Genomic DNA, 17,531 nt, shown 5'->3' with positions numbered 1-17,531 from the left:
GGCCGGTACTCCGTTCAGAACCATGGCGAGACCGACGTCCGCCGGCCCGCTGAAATCGCCCACGGAAGTGGACAAACACGAAGGTTACTGCACAAGCTGCGCGTGCATTTCCTGCACCGAGATCACGCTCAGCTCGTTCATGTGCTTCATGCCTTCGACAGCGGCTTCCGCGCCGAAGATGGTCGTGATGGTCGTCACGCGCGCGAGCAGGGCCGAGGTTCGGATCTGGCGCGAGTCGGTGATCGCATTGCGGCGCTCCTCGACCGTGTTGATCACCAATGCGATCTCGTTGTTCTTGATCATGTCGACGATGTGCGGGCGGCCTTCGGTGACCTTGTTGACCACCGCGCAGGTCACGCCAGCCGCGTTGAGCGCCGCCGCCGTGCCCTTGGTGGCGATCAGGTCGAAGCCGAGCGTGGCCAGCCCGCGCGCGACTTCAACGGCGCGCGCCTTGTCGTTGTTCTTCACCGAGATGAAGACCTTGCCGGACTTCGGCAGGTGCGTGCCGGCGCCGAGCTGCGACTTCACGAAGGCTTCGCCGAAAGTCTTGCCCACGCCCATGACTTCGCCGGTCGACTTCATCTCGGGGCCGAGGATGGTGTCCACGCCCGGGAACTTGACGAACGGGAACACGGCTTCCTTGACGCTGAAGTACGGCGGGGTGACTTCCTTCGTAACGCCCTGCTCGGCCAGCGACTGGCCGGCCATGCAGCGTGCCGCCACCTTGGCGAGTTGAATGCCGGTGGCCTTGCTCACGAAGGGCACGGTGCGCGAGGCGCGGGGATTGACTTCCAGCACGTAGATCACGTCCTGGCCGTCCTTCTCCTGGATGGCGAACTGCACGTTCATCAGGCCCACCACGTTCAGCCCTTCGGCCATCGCGGCGCTCTGACGCTTGAGTTCGGCAATCGTGGAAGCCTTGAGGCTGTACGGCGGCAGCGAACAGGCGGAGTCGCCCGAATGCACGCCGGCCTGCTCGATGTGCTCCATCACGCCGCCGATCAGCGTGGCGCCGGTGGCGTCGCGGATGCAGTCGACATCGCATTCGACGGCGTCGTTCAGGAAGCGGTCCAGCAGCACGGGCGAATCGTTGCTCACCTTCACGGCCTCGCGCATGTAGCGCTCGAGGTCGCGCTGCTCGTGCACGATTTCCATCGCACGGCCGCCGAGCACGTAGCTCGGGCGCACGACCAGCGGATAGCCGAGTTCGGCCGCCTTGGTGAGCGCTTCGGGTTCGGCGCGCGCGGTGGCGTTCGGCGGCTGGCGCAGGCCCAGCTTGTGCAGCAGTTGCTGGAAGCGTTCGCGGTCTTCGGCCGCATCGATCATGTCGGGCGAGGTGCCGATGATCGGCACGCCGTTGGCTTCGAGGCCAAGCGCGAGCTTCAACGGCGTCTGACCGCCGTACTGCACGATCACGCCGACGGGCTTTTCCTTGTCGACGATCTCCAACACGTCTTCCAGCGTCAACGGCTCGAAGTAAAGGCGGTCCGACGTGTCGTAGTCGGTCGACACGGTCTCGGGATTGCAATTGACCATGATGGTCTCGTAGCCGTCTTCGCGCATCGCCAAGGCTGCATGCACGCAGCAGTAGTCGAACTCGATGCCCTGGCCGATGCGGTTCGGTCCGCCGCCGAGCACCATGATCTTCTTGTTGTTCGTCGGCGCGGCTTCGCACTCGTCCTCGTAGGTCGAGTACATGTAGGCGGTGTTGGTCGCGAACTCGGCTGCGCAGGTGTCGACGCGCTTGTAGACCGGGCGCACGCCCAGGGCGATGCGCTTCTCGCGGATGGCCGTGTCGGTGGTCTTCAACTGGAATGCCAGGCGGCGGTCCGAGAAGCCCTTCTTCTTGAGTGCCAGAAGCGTGTCACGGTCGATGTCGTCGAGCGTCTTGGTTTCCAGCTCAAGCTCGATCTTCACGATCTCCTCGATCTGCACCAGGAACCACGGGTCGATCTTCGTCAGCGCGAAGACTTCATCGACGCTCAGGCCCATTGCGAAGGCATCGCCGACGTACCAGATGCGCTCGGGGCCGGGCTCGCCCAGTTCCTTCTCGAGCACTTCGCGGTCTTGCGTCTTCTCGTTCATGCCATCGACGCCGACTTCCAGGCCACGCAGCGCCTTCTGGAACGATTCCTGGAAGGTGCGGCCCATGGCCATCACCTCGCCAACCGACTTCATCTGCGTCGTCAACCGCGAGTCGGCCTGCGGGAACTTCTCGAAGGCGAAGCGGGGGATCTTCGTGACCACGTAGTCGATGCTTGGCTCGAACGATGCAGGCGTGGCGCCGCCGGTAATCTCGTTGCGCAGTTCGTCGAGTGTGTACCCCACGGCCAGCTTGGCCGCGACCTTGGCGATCGGGAAACCGGTTGCCTTGGAGGCCAGTGCCGATGAACGCGACACGCGCGGATTCATCTCGATGACGACCATGCGGCCATCCTTCGGGTTGATCGAGAACTGCACGTTCGAACCGCCGGTGTCCACGCCGATCTCGCGCAGCACCGCCAGCGAGGCGTTGCGCAGGATCTGGTATTCCTTGTCGGTCAGCGTCTGTGCGGGCGCCACGGTGATCGAGTCACCGGTGTGCACGCCCATCGGGTCCAGGTTCTCGATCGAGCAGACGATGATGCAGTTGTCCGCCTTGTCGCGCACCACTTCCATCTCGTACTCTTTCCAGCCGAGCAGCGACTCTTCGATCAGCAGTTCGTTGGTCGGCGAGGCTTCCAGGCCGCGCTTGCAGATGGTGTCGAATTCCTCGGGGTTGTAGGCGATGCCACCGCCGGTGCCGCCGAGCGTGAAGCTGGGACGGATGACGGTCGGGAAGCCGACCGTTTTCTGCACAGCCCAGGCCTCGTCCATCGAATGCGCGATGCCCGAACGCGCCGAACCCAGGCCGATCTTGGTCATCGCGTCCTTGAACTTCAGGCGGTCCTCGGCCTTGTCGATGGCTTCGGGCGTGGCGCCGATCAGTTCGACCTTGTACTTGTCGAGCACGCCATTGCGCCACAGGTCCAGTGCGCAGTTCAGCGCGGTCTGGCCGCCCATGGTCGGCAGGATCGCGTCGGGGCGCTCCTTGGCGATGATCTTCTCAACTGTCTGCCAGGTGATCGGCTCGATGTAGGTGACGTCGGCCGTGGCCGGGTCGGTCATGATCGTCGCGGGGTTGCTGTTGATCAGGATGACCTTGTAGCCTTCTTCGCGCAGTGCCTTGCAGGCTTGCACGCCGGAGTAGTCGAACTCGCAGGCCTGGCCGATGATGATCGGGCCGGCGCCGATGATGAGGATGCTCTTGAGGTCTGTGCGCTTAGGCATTCTTGTTCTCCGCCTTGTTCTTTTCCATGAGTGCCGTGAAGCGGTCGAACAGGTAGCTGATGTCGTGCGGGCCAGGCGACGCTTCCGGGTGGCCCTGGAAGCAGAAGGCCGGCTTGTCGGTGCGCGCCAGGCCTTGCAGCGTGTTGTCGAACAGGCTGATGTGCGTGGGGCGCAGGTTGGCCGGCAGCGTCTTCTCGTCGACTGCGAAGCCGTGGTTCTGGCTGGTGATGCTCACGCGGCCGTTGTCGAGGTCCTTCACCGGATGGTTCGCACCGTGGTGGCCGAACTTCATCTTGAAGGTCTTGGCGCCGGAGGCCAGCGCCATGATCTGGTGGCCCAGGCAGATGCCGAAGGTCGGGATGCCGGTCTCGATCAGTTCCTTGACGGCATCGATCGCGTAGTCGCAAGGCTCCGGATCACCGGGGCCGTTGGCCAGGAAGATGCCGTCCGGTTTCAGCTTGAGCACGTCGGCCGCGGGCGTCTGCGCCGGCACGACGGTGATGCGCGCGCCGCGCTGGGCGATCATGCGAAGGATGTTCTTCTTCACGCCGAAGTCGTAGGCGACGACGTGGAACTTGGGCGTGATCTGCACGCCGTAGCCCGACCCCAGCTTCCACTCGGTCTGGTTCCATTCGTAGGTCTGCTTGACCGACACGACCTTGGCCAGGTCCAGACCCGACATGCTCGGTGCACCCTTGGCGGCAGCGATGGCCTTGTCGATCAGCGCCTGCGTCACCGCTTCGCCTTCGGCCAGCCCCAGGATGCAGCCGTTCTGCGCGCCATTCGTGCGCAGGTGGCGCGTGAGCTTGCGCGTGTCGATGTTGGCAATGGCGACCGTCTTGCCGGCCACCAGGTATTCACTGAGCGTCGCCGTCTTGCGGAAGTTGGATGCGACGAGCGGCAGGTCCTTGATGATCAGGCCAGCGGCGTGGATCTTGTCGGCCTCGATGTCTTCCAAGTTGACGCCGTAGTTGCCGATGTGCGGATACGTGAGCGTCACGATCTGCTGGCAATAGCTGGGGTCGGTCAGGATTTCCTGGTAACCGGTCATGGCGGTGTTGAACACCACTTCGCCGGTGGTGGCGCCGGTGGCGCCAATCGAGTTGCCTTGAAAGACCGTGCCGTCTGCAAGCGCCAGGATGGCGGGCGGGAAAGCTCCCTTGAGAGACAAAAGCACTGGGGTTCTCCGAATGGATGACGCCCAGAGTGCACCCAGGATCTGACTCGAAGGGTGCGACTTTCGTCGAGGAGTACGGCTAGTGCGCTGTGGGCGGGGGGTGTATGCGGGAAAGCCCTTGATTATAGCCGGCGCAGTTCAGGCTTTTGCCGAGGCTGCGCTTGCGTGAAGGCATATCGCCGCCGCAGCGGCAACATTGAGTGACTCTTCGCCGCCCGGTTGCGCGATGCGGATGTGGTGGGTCGCGCGCGCTTCCAGTTCGGGCGATACGCCCTGCCCTTCGTGCCCCATGAGCCAGGCGCAAGGATGCGGAAGGCGGGCCTTGTGCAGCCAATCGCCCCGGTGCGAACTTGTCGCCACCAGCGGCACCCGCAACGCATCGAGCGCGTCGACCGTGATACCTTCAATCAGCCGCAGAGCGAAATGCGCGCCCATGCCGGCCCGCAGCACCTTGGGCGCCCAGAGCGCGGCGGTGCCCTTGAGCGCCACCACCTGCATGAATCCGAACGCCGCGGCACTGCGCAGGATCGAGCCCGCATTGCCCGCGTCCTGCAGCCTGTCCAGCACGACCGTGGGCGCATCCGCGATCAGTTCCGCCCGGGCCGGCAGTTCGAGCACGAAACCCATCGGCGCGGGCGACTCGAGTCCGCTGACGGCGGCCAGCAGCGCGTCCGCAACGACGACAGTCTTGCCGGCGGACCGCGACCAGTCCGGCGGCGCCGACGGCCAAAACGACTCGGAGAAGACGGCAACGGCCGGGCGCACGCCACGCGCGAGCGCCGCGCGGCACAAGTGGTCGCCTTCGAGCCAGAGCCTGCCCAGCTTGCGATAGGCTCCAGGGTCCTGCGCCAGTTTGCGAAGCTCCTTCAGCAGCGGGTTGTCGCGCGACGTGATGTGCTGGACTTCGGGCGAGGTCATTGCGCGGCCACGATCCCGGTCGTCCCGACGACGACCCCATTCGCGACCACGACCTCATGCGTGACGGCGATGTTGCCCGTGCCCATGCGCGCATATGCAGCCGCAACGGGGCTGAACGAACGTCGGTGATGCACGCAGGCTCCGTGTCGTTCCAGCGCCTCCATGTGCTCCGGCGTGCCGTAGCCCTTGTGATTGGCAAAGCCGTAGTGCGGAAACTCCAGGTGCAGCTGCTCGCACAGGCGGTCGCGGTGCACCTTGGCCAGGATCGAGGCGGCCGAAATGGCTTTCACCCGCGCATCACCCTTGACGATGGCTTCGGCCAGCACGTCGAGCACCGGCAGCCGGTTGCCGTCGACCAGCACTTTCGCCGGCTTGAGCCGCAGGCCGTCCACGGCGCGACGCATGGCCATCATCGTCGCCTGCAGGATGTTGAACTGGTCGATCTCGTCGACGCTCGCCTGCGCCACCGAGCAGCAAAGCGCCTTCGCCATGATCTGGTCGTGCAAGCGCTCGCGTTGCAGCGCGGTCAGCGTCTTCGAATCGGCCAGTCCTCGAATGGGCCGCAGGTCGTCGAGGATCACCGCGGCGGCAACGACCGGGCCGGCCAGCGGGCCGCGGCCGGCCTCGTCCACGCCGGCCATCAGGCCCGGCGCATCCCAGACCAGCGGGGCCTGTTCAGCCTTCAAGAACTTTCTGGATCGCATCGGCGCAAAGTGTCGGGGTGTCGCGGCGCAATTCCTCGTGCACCGTCGCAAAACGCTGCTCCAGCGCCGCGACCTTGTCCGGCGAAGACAACCAGGTCAGCGTGGCATCGGCCAGCGCTTCCGGCGTGGCGGCATCCTGTAGCAACTCGGGCACGACGAATTCGCCGCACAGTATGTTCGGCAATCCGACCCACGGTTGCAACTGCTGCCGCTGCATGAGCCGCCACGAGAGCGAGTGCATGTTGTAGGCGATCACCATCGGCCGCTTGAACAGCGCGGCCTCCAGCGTGGCGGTGCCGCTGGCGATCAGCGTTGCGTCGCACGCGGCCAGCGCAAGGTGCGACTGGCCTTCCAGCAGCTTCACCTTGCCGGCCATCGGACTGACCGTCAGCATTTGCTCGAGTTCGGCGCGCAAGGCAGGAATGGTGGGTGCGATGAACTGGACTTCAGGGCGTGCACGCTGCATCAGCGCCGCCGCCGCGAAGAACCTCGATGCGAGGTAGCGCAGTTCGGAACGCCGGCTGCCTGGCAGCAGTGCGACGACGGGCACGTCGGGCTCGATGCCGAGCGCAGCGCGCGCTGCGGCCCGGTCCGGCACCATCGGCACCACGTTGGCAATCGGATGACCGACGTAGCTGGCGGCAATACCCAGCTTTTCGAGCAGTGCCGGTTCGAACGGAAAGATGCACAACACGTGGTCCGCTGCCGCACGGATCTTGTCGGCCCGGTCGGCACGCCAGGCCCAGATCGAAGGGCAGACGAAATGAACCGTCTTCATGCCGCGGCTGCGCAATCCGGCTTCCAGGTCGAGGTTGAAGTCGGGTGCGTCGACGCCGATGAAAAGTTGCGGCCACTCGCGCAGCAGGCGGGCCTTGAGCTGGCGGCGAATGCCGGCGATCTCGGCATAGTGGCGCAGTACTTCGATATAGCCGCGCACCGCGAGCTTCTCCTGCGGCCACCAGCTTTCAAAGCCGTGGGCCAGCATTCCAGGACCGCCGATGCCGACCGAACGCATGTCCGGCCAACGCGCCTGCAAGCCATCCAGCAGCAGGCTCGCCAGCAGATCGCCGGACGCTTCACCCGCAACGAGTGCGAACCGGTGTTGTGCCGAAGAGCTCGTCATTTCAGCGTGCCATGGCGCTGCGCGCCGGGGGCGCAGGCGGGGAGGCCGTCACCGTGCGATGCCGCGCGTGCTGGCGGCGAGGAAGTCGCTCATCAGCGCGACATCGGCCGCAGCCTCGGGCACCTCGGCGGCCAACGCACTGATCGCGCTGCGCGCATCGTCCAGCGTGCGGCCCTGGCGATACAGCAGGCGGTGCATCTGCTTGACTGCTGCCAGCCGCTCCGCCGTGAAGCCGCGACGGCGCAAGCCGATGACGTTGAAACCCCGCACCGCCATCGGATTGCCGTCGACCAGCATGTAGGGCGGCACGTCCTGCGACACCGCCGTGGCAAAGCCGACCATCGCATGCGGGCCGACCTTCACGAACTGGTGGATTCCCACCAGGCCGCCGATCGTCACCCAGTCGCCCAGGTCGACATGTCCCGCCAACGTGGTGTTGTTCGACAGTGTGGTGTGGTTGCCGACATTGCAGTCGTGCGCAATGTGGCAGTAGGCCATGATCCAGTTGTCATCGCCGACGCGCGTGATGCCTCCCGCCCCGGGCACGCCCAGGTTGAAGGTGCAGAACTCGCGGATGATGTTGCGGTCCCCGATGACCAGTTCGGTGGGTTCTCCGGCGTACTTCTTGTCTTGCGGAATCGCGCCGATCGAGGAGAACTGGAAGATCCGGTTGTCGGCGCCGATGGTGGTGCGCCCTTCGATCACGCAGTGGGCGCCGATGGTCGTGCCCGCCCCCACCCTCACATGAGGACCGATGACCGCATAGGGGCCCACGGTGACCGTCTGGTCGAGCTGCGCCCCGGAATCGACGATGGCCGTCGCGTGGACTAGCGTCATGCCCGCGCAGCTCAGTTGATTTGACGCATCGCGCACATCAGCGTCGCTTCGCAGGCGAGCTCGGTGCCCACCAGCGCGCGGCCGCTGAACTTCGAGATGCCGGCCTTCATGCGGTCGATGGTGACCTCCAGCGTGAGCTGATCGCCCGGCTCCACCGGCCGCTTGAAACGCGCGCCGTCGATGGCGGCAAAGTAATAGACCGTGTTGTCGTCGGGCACCATGTCCAGCGAATGAAAAGACAGCAGCGCGGCAGCCTGCGCCATGGCTTCGAGCATCAGCACGCCTGGCATCACCGGCCGGTGCGGAAAGTGGCCGTTGAAGAACGGTTCGTTCATCGTCACGTTCTTCAGTGCCGTGATGCGCTTGCCCTTTTCCATCGAGAGCACCCGGTCCACCAGCAGGAACGGATAGCGGTGCGGCAACAATTTAAGAATCTGGTGGATATCGAGCGTCGTCATGGTTCCTGTCCTGCAATCACTTCTTTTCGAGGGCCTTGATCCGGTCGCGCAAGGCATGGAGTTGCCGCAGCGTGGCCGCGTTCTTCTCCCACGCGGCATTGTCGTCGATGGGGAACACGCCGGTGTACTGGCCAGGCTTGAGGATGGAACGCGTCACGAGCGATGCAGCCGAGATATGAACGCCTTCGGCCAGCGTGAGATGACCCAGCACCATGCCCGCGCCACCGACCGTGCAATGCGGCCCGATGACCGCACTGCCGGCGACGGCCGAGCATCCCGCCATGGCCGTGTGCTTGCCGATGCGCACGTTGTGGCCCACCTGGATCAGGTTGTCGAGCTTGACGCCGTCCTCGATCACGGTGTCTTCCAGCGCGCCGCGGTCAATGCAGGTGTTGGCGCCGATCTCGACATCATCACCGACGCGCACCGCTCCCAGTTGCTCGATCTTGACCCACGTGCCCCGATCCGGTGCCAGGCCGAAGCCGTCGGCGCCGATCACGACGCCGGGATGCAGCAGGCAGCGCGCACCGATCTGGCAATCCTCGCTCACGGTCACGCTCGACTTCAGCACCGTGTCGGCCCCGATGCGTGCGCCCCGCTCCACCACGCACAACGGGCCAATCCGTGCCGTCGGATCGACGCGGGCCTCCGGGTCGACCACCGCGCTGGGGTGTATGCGCGGCTGGCTGTCCGGCCTGGCGTGGGCACGCTTCCAGAATTGCGTGAGCCGCGCAAAGTAGAGATAAGGATCGGGCGTGACGATGAAGGCGCCGCGCGCCGCTGCCTGCTCGCGCATTGCCGGCGACACGATCACGCAAGCCGCGAGCGAAATGGCCAGTTCCTTCACCAACTTCGGATTGCTCAGGAAGCTGAGCGAATCGGGACTGGCGTTTTGAAGGGGCGCGAGCCGCGCAATCTCCAGGTCCGCGTCGCCCTGGAGTTCTCCTCCGAGGGCATCGACTATGGCTCCGAGGCGCAACGCCACTCCCGTCGCCGCCTTACTTGCCTGGACCGGCGCCCGTACCCGTACCCGTACCAGCCGCCGTGGACGCGTTCAGCGCCTTGATCACCTTGTCGGTGATGTCGTGCTTGGGGTTGATGTAGATCGCCTCCTGGAGGATGGCGTCGTACTTCTCGGCCTCGGCGACTTGCTTGACCACGCGGTTGGCGCGCTCGTACACGGCCTGCAATTCCTCGTTCTTGCGCGCGTTCAGGTCTTCCTGGAATTCGCGGCGCTTGCGCTGGAACTCGCGATCCTGGTCGACCAGCTGGCGCTGGCGCGTGGCGCGCTGTGTTTCGGTCAGCGTGGGCGCCTCGCGCTCGAACTTTTCGGAAGCGGCCTTCAGGGCCTCACCCTGCGCCTGGAGATCCTTGTCCCGCTTGGAGAATTCCGCTTCCAGCTTGGCCTGGGCCGCCTTGGCGGTCGTGGCCTCGCGCAGCACCCGATCGGGATTCACGAAGCCGACGCGAAAGGTCTCCTGCTGCGCTTGCGCTGGCGCCGCGCACAGCGCAAAAACGGGGATCAACAGGGTGCCAAAGGCACGGGCCAAATGAGTCATTAAAAGGCGGTTCCGATCTGGAATTGAACGCGCTGAATTCTATCCTTGGACACCGCCGGCGGAAGCAGCGGATTGTTGGTCGCATTCGGGATTTCCTTTTGCTGCTTGACCGGGATCGCGTACGCGATCCGCAGTGGGCCGAGCGGCGAAACCCAGCTGATGCCGAGGCCCACGGACGCGCGAATTTTTTGCTGTGCATCCCATTGCGCATCGGTTTCGGTCGTCCTGTGGTCCGCGAACACATTGCCGGCATCGAAGAAGCCATAGAGGCGCAGCGTGCGGTCGTTGCCCGCCCCGGGGAACGGCGTGCCAAGCTCGGCGTTGAAGATGGCCTTCTTGGTGCCACCGACCGCGGCGCCTTCGGTCTGGCCCGGGAACGGGGTGTCCTTCGGGCCCAGCGAGTTCTGCTCAAAGCCGCGAACCGAGCCCAGGCCGCCCGCATAGAAGTTCTTGAAGATCGGGTAGTCCTTGTTGCCGTAGGCCTTTCCATAGCCAACCTCGGTGTTGACAGCGAAGGTGTACTGCTTGTTGATCGGGAAGAACTGCTGGTACTGGTAGCTGCCGCGGTAGTACTGCATGTCGCCAGCCACACCCACTTCAAGGTTGGCGCGTTGAAGCCTGCCGCGCGTCGGCACCAGTGCGCTGTCGCGATCGTCGCGAGACCAACCCACCGTCAACGGAATGCCCCACTTGTTGTTGTCCGAACAGTTGAACCCGGACACTGTGATACCGCAGCCGAAGTAGTCCTTGTAGGACTGCGGCGTATACAAGGCCGCCTGGCTGCCCGGTTTGAACTGGTAACTCTCGGCGCCGACCCCGAAGAACACCGTGTCGACTTCGCTGAACGGCACGCCGAAGCGAATGCTCCCGCCGGTGCTGTTGAGGCGGTAGGTGCCGTCCACCGTGTCGTTGTAGGGGCTGGTCGAGGTGTGAAAGACGCTGAAGGTGCGCGAGATACCGTCCTTGGTGAAATAGGGATCGGTCGTGTTCAGCGAAATGACGCGGTTGTACTTGCTGGTGTTGACGTTCAGGCCCAGGAAATTGCCGGAACCGAAGGCGTTTTCCTGCGTGATGCCGAACGTGATGGAGACCTTGTCCGCCGTGGAGAAGCCAGCCCCCAACTGCAGCGTACCGGTCGGCTTTTCAACCAGGACCACACTGAGGTCGACCTGGTCCGGGATTCCGGGGATTTCCTGCGTGTCGACGTTCACTTCGGTGAAGTAGCCGAGCCTGTCGATGCGGTCGCGCGACAACTTGATCTTGTCGCCGTCATACCACGAGGCCTCGAACTGGCGGAACTCGCGCCGGACCACTTCGTCGCGCGTGCGGTTGTTGCCGGCGATGCTCACCCGGCGCACGTAGACGCGGCGCGCCGGCTCGGCCACCAGGTTCATGGTGACGGTGTTGTTGGTGCGGTCGACATCCGGACGCGCCTGCACACGCGCGAACGCATAGCCGAAGGTGCCGAAGTAGTCCGTGAAGGCCTTGGTGGTCTGGGCCACCGCCTCGCCGTTGTAGGGCTCGCCAGGCTTGATCGTCACGAGCGACTTGAACTCGTCGTCGCGGCCCAGGTAGTTGCCCGCAAGCTTGACGCCCGCAACCGTGAACTTCTCACCCTCGGTGATGTTGACCGTGATGGAGAGATCCTGCCGATCGGGCGAGATGGCGACCTGCGTCGAATCGATGCGGAATTCGAGGTAGCCGCGCGTGATGTAGTAGGAGCGCAGCGTCTCGAGGTCGGCGTTGAGCTTGGCCCGCGAGTACTGGTTCGACTTGGTGTACCACGAGAGCCAGCCACCGCTGTCCTGGTCGAACAGGCCCAGCAGGGTCGACTCGCTGTACTCCTTGTTGCCGACGATCCGGACTTCCCTGATGCGGGCGGAATCGCCTTCGTTCACCGAGAAGGTCAGGTTCACCCGATTGCGCTCGGTCGGCGTGACCGTGGTGATGATGGTTGCGTTGTAGAGGCTGCGGCTGATGTACTGGCGCTTGAGCTCCTGCTCCGCGCGGTCCGCCAGCGCCTTGTCGAACGGCCGGCCTTCGGCCAAGCCGATCTCGCGCAGTGCCTTGGTCAGGGCTGCCTTGTCGAATTCCTTGGTGCCCGCGAAATCCACACTGGCAATGGTGGGCCGCTCCTCGACGATGACCACCAGCACGTTGCCGTTCACGTCGATGCGCACGTCCTTGAACAGGCCCAGGTCGAACAGTGCGCGGATCGCAGCGGAGCCGCGTTCGTCGCTGTAGGTGTCGCCCACCCGGAACGGCAGCGAAGCGAAGATGGTGCCGGGTTCGACGCGTTGCAGCCCTTCGACGCGGATGTCGCGCACCGTGAAAGGCTCAACGGCCCAGGCGGCGGTGGCGGCCAGCGCGCCCGCAACCAAAGCGACCACGCTGCGCATACGAAAGCGACTGTTTGACTTATTCATCTGAGAAGTAACCGGCGCGGAAAGGGCCGGTGGAAAGTTAACCAAAGAGCCGTGAGACGTCGTTGAAGAGTGCGATCGACATCATGACCAGCAACAAAACGAGCCCGCCATTCTGAAGCCCGTTCATCCATGCCGTGGAGACGCCCTTGCCAGTCAGCCCCTCCCAAAGATAATACATCAGGTGTCCTCCATCGAGGACCGGCAACGGCATCAGGTTCAGCACGCCCAGGCTCACGCTGATCAGGGCCAGGAACAGCAGGTATTGCGTGAAGCCTATGCTGGCGGACTTGCCAGCGTAGTCGGCGATCGTGAGCGGTCCGCTGAGGTTCTTCAGCGACGCCTCGCCGATGACCATCTTGCCCATCATTCGCACGGTCAGCGCGGACACTTCCCAGGTTCGCACCACGCCGTGCCACGCGCCATCGACGAGGCCCTGCCGCACCGTGACCATGTCGGGAGCGGTGCCCACATAGGCGCCGATCCGTCCGACCTTGAGTTTGCCTTCTTCGCGCACCTCGGGCGTGACATCCAGCGTCATGCTGTGGCCGCCCCGTTCGATTCGCCATGGCTGCGTGCGCGGCTTGTCAACGTCGACAGACGCGCGAATGACGTCTCGCAACTGCTGCCCGTCGACGATCGCCTCGCTGCCGACCATCCGCACCACGTCGCCGCGTTGCAGGCCGGACCTGGCGCCAGGGCCGGCCGGCACCACTTCACCGATCTCCGGCCGGGTCAGGGGTGCGAGCACGCCAATCTTGCGGAACATCTGCGCATCGGCATCCTTGGCTTCGATGCGGCTCAGCGGGAGCATCAGCATGCGCGACGGACGCCCCTGCTCGCCCGCGATTTCGAGTTCGAGGTCGTGACCGTCCAGCGCAGCACGCGTCATGCGCCAGCGCAGGTCTTCGAAAGACTTCACCGGCTCCAGTGCATCGCCGGCATACGCAGCGGCGCCGATGAGTTCACCGCCGCGCAAGCCGGCCTGCTCGGCGATCGACGCCGCCGCCGGCCGCCCCAGTCGCGCCACCGGCTCCAGCACGCCGATCCAGTTGACCAGCGTGTAGAGCAGCACCGCGAGCAGCAGGTTGGCGATCGGGCCGGCGGCCACGATGGCCACGCGCGAGCGCAAGGGCTGGTTGTTGAGCGCAAGGTGCAATTCCTCGGGCGCGACGTCGCCTTCGCGCTCGTCCAGCATCTGGACATAGCCGCCGAAGGGAAACACGCCAAAGGCAAACTCCGTGTCCTGCCCTGGATGCTGCCGCTTCGGCTTGTAGGTCCACACCGGCTTGCTGATGCGCCAGAGGAAGCGCGAGGCGATGTTGGGGCTGTCGGGGTCGCCGAACGGCAAAGTGGCAATACCGAAGCGCTTGACCCTCACGCCGCACGCCACCGCCACCCGGTAGTGGCCGTATTCGTGCACCGTGATCAGCAAGCCGAGCGCGACGACAAAGGCAACGAGGGTGAGCATCGGGATTCCTCTGTAGTGCGATGCCGCGCGTCAGTGGGCGAAGCGTTGCGCCGCGGCGTTCGCGGCGGCGCGCGCCTCGGCGTCGAGCGCCAGCAGATCGGCCAGCGATGCAGGCTTGGACGGCTTGACCGTCTCCAAAGTTTCAAGATTCACCGCGTGGATACGGTCGAAGCGCAGCCGCTGCGCCAGGAAGGCCTCGACGGCGACTTCATTGGCCGCATTCAACACCGCCGTGGTGCCGGGCAAGGCGCGCAGTGCGTGCCACGCCAGGTGCAAGCCTGGAAAGCGCGCAGCATCCGCCTCTTCGAAAGTCAGGGCAGACAACGCGGCGAAATCCAGGCGACCCGCGCCGCTCGCGATCCGTTCCGGCCAGGCCAGGCCGCAAGCGATCGGCACCCGCATGTCAGGCGTGCCGAGTTGCGCGATGACGGACGAGTCCTGGAACTGCACCATGGAATGGATGATCTGCTGCGGGTGGATCACCACCTTGACCTGTTCGGGCGTCAGGTCGAACAGCCACCTGGCCTCGATCACCTCGAGCGCCTTGTTCATCATGGTGGCGGAGTCGACGGAGATCTTCCGGCCCATCGAGAAGTTCGGATGCGCGCATGCCTCCTCGGGCGTGATGGCACCGAGCGTCTTCGGGTCGCGCAGCCTGAAGGGGCCGCCTGAAGCCGTCAGCAACACATGATCGACGCGCTCGGCCCAGGTACTGCGGTCTTCCGGAAGGCACTGGAAGATGGCCGAATGCTCGCTGTCGATGGGCATCAGGTTGGCGCCGCCGTCGCGCACCGTGCGCATGAACAGCTCGCCGCCCACGACGATGGCTTCCTTGTTGGCCAGCATCAGGCGCTTGCCGGCGCGTGCCGCGGCCAGGCACGGCCCGAGGCCGGCCGCACCCACGATGGCGGCCATCACGGCATCCACCTCTTCATGCGAGGCGATCATTTCCAGGGCGCCCTGTGCGGTTAACACGGTCGTTCCGAGGCCGTTCTGCTTGAGCTTCTCGGCCAACTGGGCAGCGTGTGGCGCGCTCGCCATCGCGGCGTAGCGCGGCTTGTAGCGCGCGCACTGGGCCAGCAATTCATCCACTTTCGTGGCGGCCGAGAGCGCGAACACCTCGAATCGCTCCGGATGGCGCGAGATCACGTCCAAGGTGCTGACGCCGACCGAACCGGTCGACCCGAGCACCGTCACGCGAAGTTTCCTTCCCTCCGTCACAGCGACACCAGCATCATCGCAAGCGGGAGCACCGGCAGCAGCGCATCGACCCGGTCCAGCACCCCGCCATGGCCTGGCAGCAGGTTGCTGCTGTCCTTGGCCCCCGCGGCGCGCTTGATGAGGGACTCGACCAGATCACCGACCACGCTCATCGCAGCCAGGAACACCACGCCGATCAAGAGCAACCACCAGCCGCGCGCATCCAGGCGCGAGTAGAGGCTCTGCACCGACGCATCCAGCCGTCGATCCGACCAGACCCAGGCAAAGGCCAGCACCACCACGCCCGCCATGCCGCCCCACACGCCTTCCCAGCTCTTGCCGGGGCTGATCGACGGCGCGAGCTTGCCCGTCGTGAACTTGAGTCCAAACGCGCGCCCCGCGAAATAGGCGAACACGTCGGCCACCCAGACGAGCAAGAGGATCGACAGCAGGAAATTGATGCCTTCGATGCGCGCCTGCACGGCCGCCAGCCACGCGACCCACAAGGCCAGCAGACCGCCGACGAGGCGAACCGCACGCGGAATCTTCGGCCAGCCCGGCACGGCCACGCGCAACAGCGCCGCACCTCCGAGCACCCATGCCGCGCCCGCAATGATCCAGACCAGGTTCAGGGACTGATCGAGCAGGCCGCCCCACCAGGACAGCGCGCACAGCAGCACCATCTCGGCGCCCAGCATGAGCGACAGGCGCGGCCCGTAGCCGTTGAGCCGACCCCACTCCCAGGCAGCGGCGCCGATCAGCACCAGCATGACGACCGCAAAGGGTTCGTACGACTTGTAGAACAGGGCCGGCAGCAAGACCGCCAGAAGCGCCAGCGCGGTGATGATTCGTTGCTTGAGCATGCGCCTCAGGCCGTTTGCCGCGGCGATTTCGGCGCGCCACCGGCGATCTGCGCCGAGGTCTTGCCGAAGCGGCGTTCGCGATTGCTGAACGCGGCGATGGCTGCGTCCAGCGCGGCCTCGTCGAACTCAGGCCACAGCTTGTCGCTGAATACCAGCTCCGCGTAGGCACTCTGCCAGAGCAGGAAATTCGACAGCCGTTGCTCACCACCGGTGCGGATGAAAAGGTCCGGGTCGGGCACATGGGCCAGCGCCATCGCACGGTCGAGGTTGGCCTCGGTCAAGGGCTCGCCACGCGCGGCCAATTGCGCGGCGGCACGGGCGATGTCCCAGCGGCCGCCATAGTTGAAGCAGACGTTGAAGACAAGCCGTGTGTTGTGGGCCGTTGCGGCCTCGGCTTGCACCAGGCCGGCGATCATCTTGTCGGACAGGCCGCCCCGCTCGCCGATGAAATGAAGCTGCACGCCGTCGTCGCGGAGCCGGGGCACTTCCCGGCCGAGCGAGCCGACCATCAGGTCCATGAGCCCGGACACTTCTTCGACCGGTCGATTCCAGTTCTCCGACGAGAAGGCAAAGACGGTCAGCACGCGGACGCCGCGATCCGCGCAGGCGCGCACGCAACGCCGCAGCGATTCCACGCCCTGCTTGTGGCCGGCCACGCGCGGCAGGAAGCGCCGCGTCGCCCAGCGACCGTTGCCGTCCATCACGATGGCGATGTGATGGGGGACGGCGGGTGAAGGCGTCATGTCAGGAGCAGCGCCGGGCCGCCCCAAGCTGCGAAAGCCCCCTCGGGGGGCAGCGAGGACACGACAGTGCCGAGCGTGGGGGCCATACCGAGCAGCGCCGGGCCGCCCCAAGCTGCGAGAGCCCCCTTGGGGGGCAGCGAGGACACGACAGTGCCGAGCGTGGGGGCCATTTAAACAGCCATGATCTCGGCCTCTTTGGCCGCGATCAGCTTGTCGATTTCCGCGATGTGGCGGTCGGTCACTTTCTGGATGTCGGCTTCGGCGCGCTTCTGGTCGTCTTCCGACGCAGCCTTGTCCTTGACCAGCTTCTTGACCGCTTCATTGGCGTCACGGCGCAGGTTGCGCGTGGCGATCTTGGCGGCCTCGCCTTCGTTGCGCACGAGTTTGGTCATTTCCTTGCGGCGCTCTTCGCTCATCGGGGGCATCGGCACGCGGATCAGGTCGCCCATCGACGCCGGGTTGAGGCCGAGGTCACTCTCGCGAATGGCCTTTTCGATCTTGGCACCCATGCCCTTTTCCCACGGCTGGATGCTGATGGTCCGTGCGTCGAGCAGCGCCACGTTGGCGACCTGGCTCAGCGGCACCTGAGAGCCGTAGTAATCGATATGGATCGAATCGAGCAGCGCCGGATTGGCGCGGCCGGTGCGGATCTTCGTCAGGTTGTTCTGGAATGCTGCAAGCGACTGATCCATCTTGGTGTCGGTCGCCTTGCGGATGTCTGCAATGGTCACTTCAATTACTCCTCA

15 protein-coding genes are annotated in these 17,531 nt (G+C 65.1%); all 15 read right to left on the bottom strand.

Annotated elements, in window-relative coordinates; translation table 11 throughout:
• Positions 1-84: 84 nt before the first annotated feature.
• A complete protein-coding gene (carB, locus tag HB681_RS08175; RefSeq protein ID WP_213954293.1) occupies positions 85-3,309 on the bottom strand; it encodes a carbamoyl-phosphate synthase large subunit in 3,225 nt (1,074 codons plus the stop codon).
• Positions 3,302-4,486 (bottom strand): glutamine-hydrolyzing carbamoyl-phosphate synthase small subunit, encoded by a 1,185-nt coding sequence (carA, locus tag HB681_RS08170; protein ID WP_213954292.1) that lies wholly within the window; start codon positions 4,484-4,486, stop codon positions 3,302-3,304. The genes carB and carA overlap by 8 nt, the downstream gene beginning before the upstream one ends.
• Positions 4,487-4,624: 138 nt before the next feature.
• On the bottom strand, positions 4,625-5,404 hold the full coding sequence (locus HB681_RS08165) for an RNA methyltransferase (RefSeq protein ID WP_213954291.1): 780 nt from the start codon (positions 5,402-5,404) through the stop codon (positions 4,625-4,627).
• Positions 5,401-6,108, bottom strand: coding sequence for a ribonuclease HII (gene rnhB / locus HB681_RS08160; RefSeq protein WP_213954290.1), 708 nt, complete (start codon positions 6,106-6,108; stop codon positions 5,401-5,403). The genes HB681_RS08165 and rnhB overlap by 4 nt, the downstream gene beginning before the upstream one ends.
• Positions 6,080-7,231 carry a lipid-A-disaccharide synthase gene (lpxB, locus tag HB681_RS08155; protein WP_213954289.1) on the bottom strand — a complete coding sequence of 384 codons (1,152 nt, stop codon included), beginning with the start codon at positions 7,229-7,231 and terminating at the stop codon, positions 6,080-6,082. Before lpxB ends, rnhB begins: the two co-directional genes overlap by 29 nt.
• Before the next feature lie 48 nt (positions 7,232-7,279).
• Positions 7,280-8,068 carry an acyl-ACP--UDP-N-acetylglucosamine O-acyltransferase gene (gene lpxA, locus HB681_RS08150; protein WP_213954288.1) on the bottom strand — a complete coding sequence of 263 codons (789 nt, stop codon included), beginning with the start codon at positions 8,066-8,068 and terminating at the stop codon, positions 7,280-7,282.
• 11 nt (positions 8,069-8,079) lie between these two features.
• Complete coding sequence (gene fabZ / locus HB681_RS08145; RefSeq protein ID WP_213954287.1) at positions 8,080-8,526, bottom strand: 3-hydroxyacyl-ACP dehydratase FabZ; 447 nt, start codon at positions 8,524-8,526, stop codon at positions 8,080-8,082.
• Between the two features lie 16 nt (positions 8,527-8,542).
• Positions 8,543-9,511 (bottom strand): UDP-3-O-(3-hydroxymyristoyl)glucosamine N-acyltransferase, encoded by a 969-nt coding sequence (lpxD, locus tag HB681_RS08140; protein WP_213954286.1) that lies wholly within the window; start codon positions 9,509-9,511, stop codon positions 8,543-8,545.
• Between the two features lie 13 nt (positions 9,512-9,524).
• Positions 9,525-10,085, bottom strand: a complete 561-nt coding sequence (locus HB681_RS08135; protein WP_213954285.1) for an OmpH family outer membrane protein — start codon at positions 10,083-10,085, stop codon at positions 9,525-9,527.
• Entirely contained in the window at positions 10,085-12,511 is a 2,427-nt protein-coding gene (bamA, locus tag HB681_RS08130) for an outer membrane protein assembly factor BamA (RefSeq protein WP_213954284.1), read from the bottom strand. Before bamA ends, HB681_RS08135 begins: the two co-directional genes overlap by 1 nt.
• A gap of 37 nt (positions 12,512-12,548) precedes the next feature.
• Positions 12,549-13,979, bottom strand: a complete 1,431-nt coding sequence (gene rseP, locus HB681_RS08125; protein WP_213954283.1) for an RIP metalloprotease RseP — start codon at positions 13,977-13,979, stop codon at positions 12,549-12,551.
• A 30-nt stretch (positions 13,980-14,009) separates the two neighbouring features.
• Positions 14,010-15,170, bottom strand: coding sequence for a 1-deoxy-D-xylulose-5-phosphate reductoisomerase (locus HB681_RS08120; RefSeq protein WP_345944645.1), 1,161 nt, complete (start codon positions 15,168-15,170; stop codon positions 14,010-14,012).
• 26 nt (positions 15,171-15,196) lie between these two features.
• A complete protein-coding gene (locus tag HB681_RS08115; RefSeq protein ID WP_213954281.1) occupies positions 15,197-16,042 on the bottom strand; it encodes a phosphatidate cytidylyltransferase in 846 nt (281 codons plus the stop codon).
• Between the two features lie 5 nt (positions 16,043-16,047).
• Positions 16,048-16,785: a polyprenyl diphosphate synthase gene (uppS, locus tag HB681_RS08110; RefSeq protein WP_213954280.1), complete on the bottom strand. Its 738-nt coding sequence runs from the start codon at positions 16,783-16,785 to the stop codon at positions 16,048-16,050.
• A gap of 170 nt (positions 16,786-16,955) precedes the next feature.
• Positions 16,956-17,516, bottom strand: a complete 561-nt coding sequence (frr, locus tag HB681_RS08105) for a ribosome recycling factor (RefSeq protein WP_213954279.1) — start codon at positions 17,514-17,516, stop codon at positions 16,956-16,958.
• Positions 17,517-17,531 lie beyond the last annotated feature (15 nt).

Origin of the sequence: Variovorax sp. dw_954, from assembly GCF_018449755.1 — a bacterium.
GTDB lineage: Bacteria > Pseudomonadota > Gammaproteobacteria > Burkholderiales > Burkholderiaceae_C > Variovorax.
The sequence above is the reverse complement of the archived record's forward strand: the minus strand, read 5'-3'. Positions and strand labels throughout refer to the sequence as shown.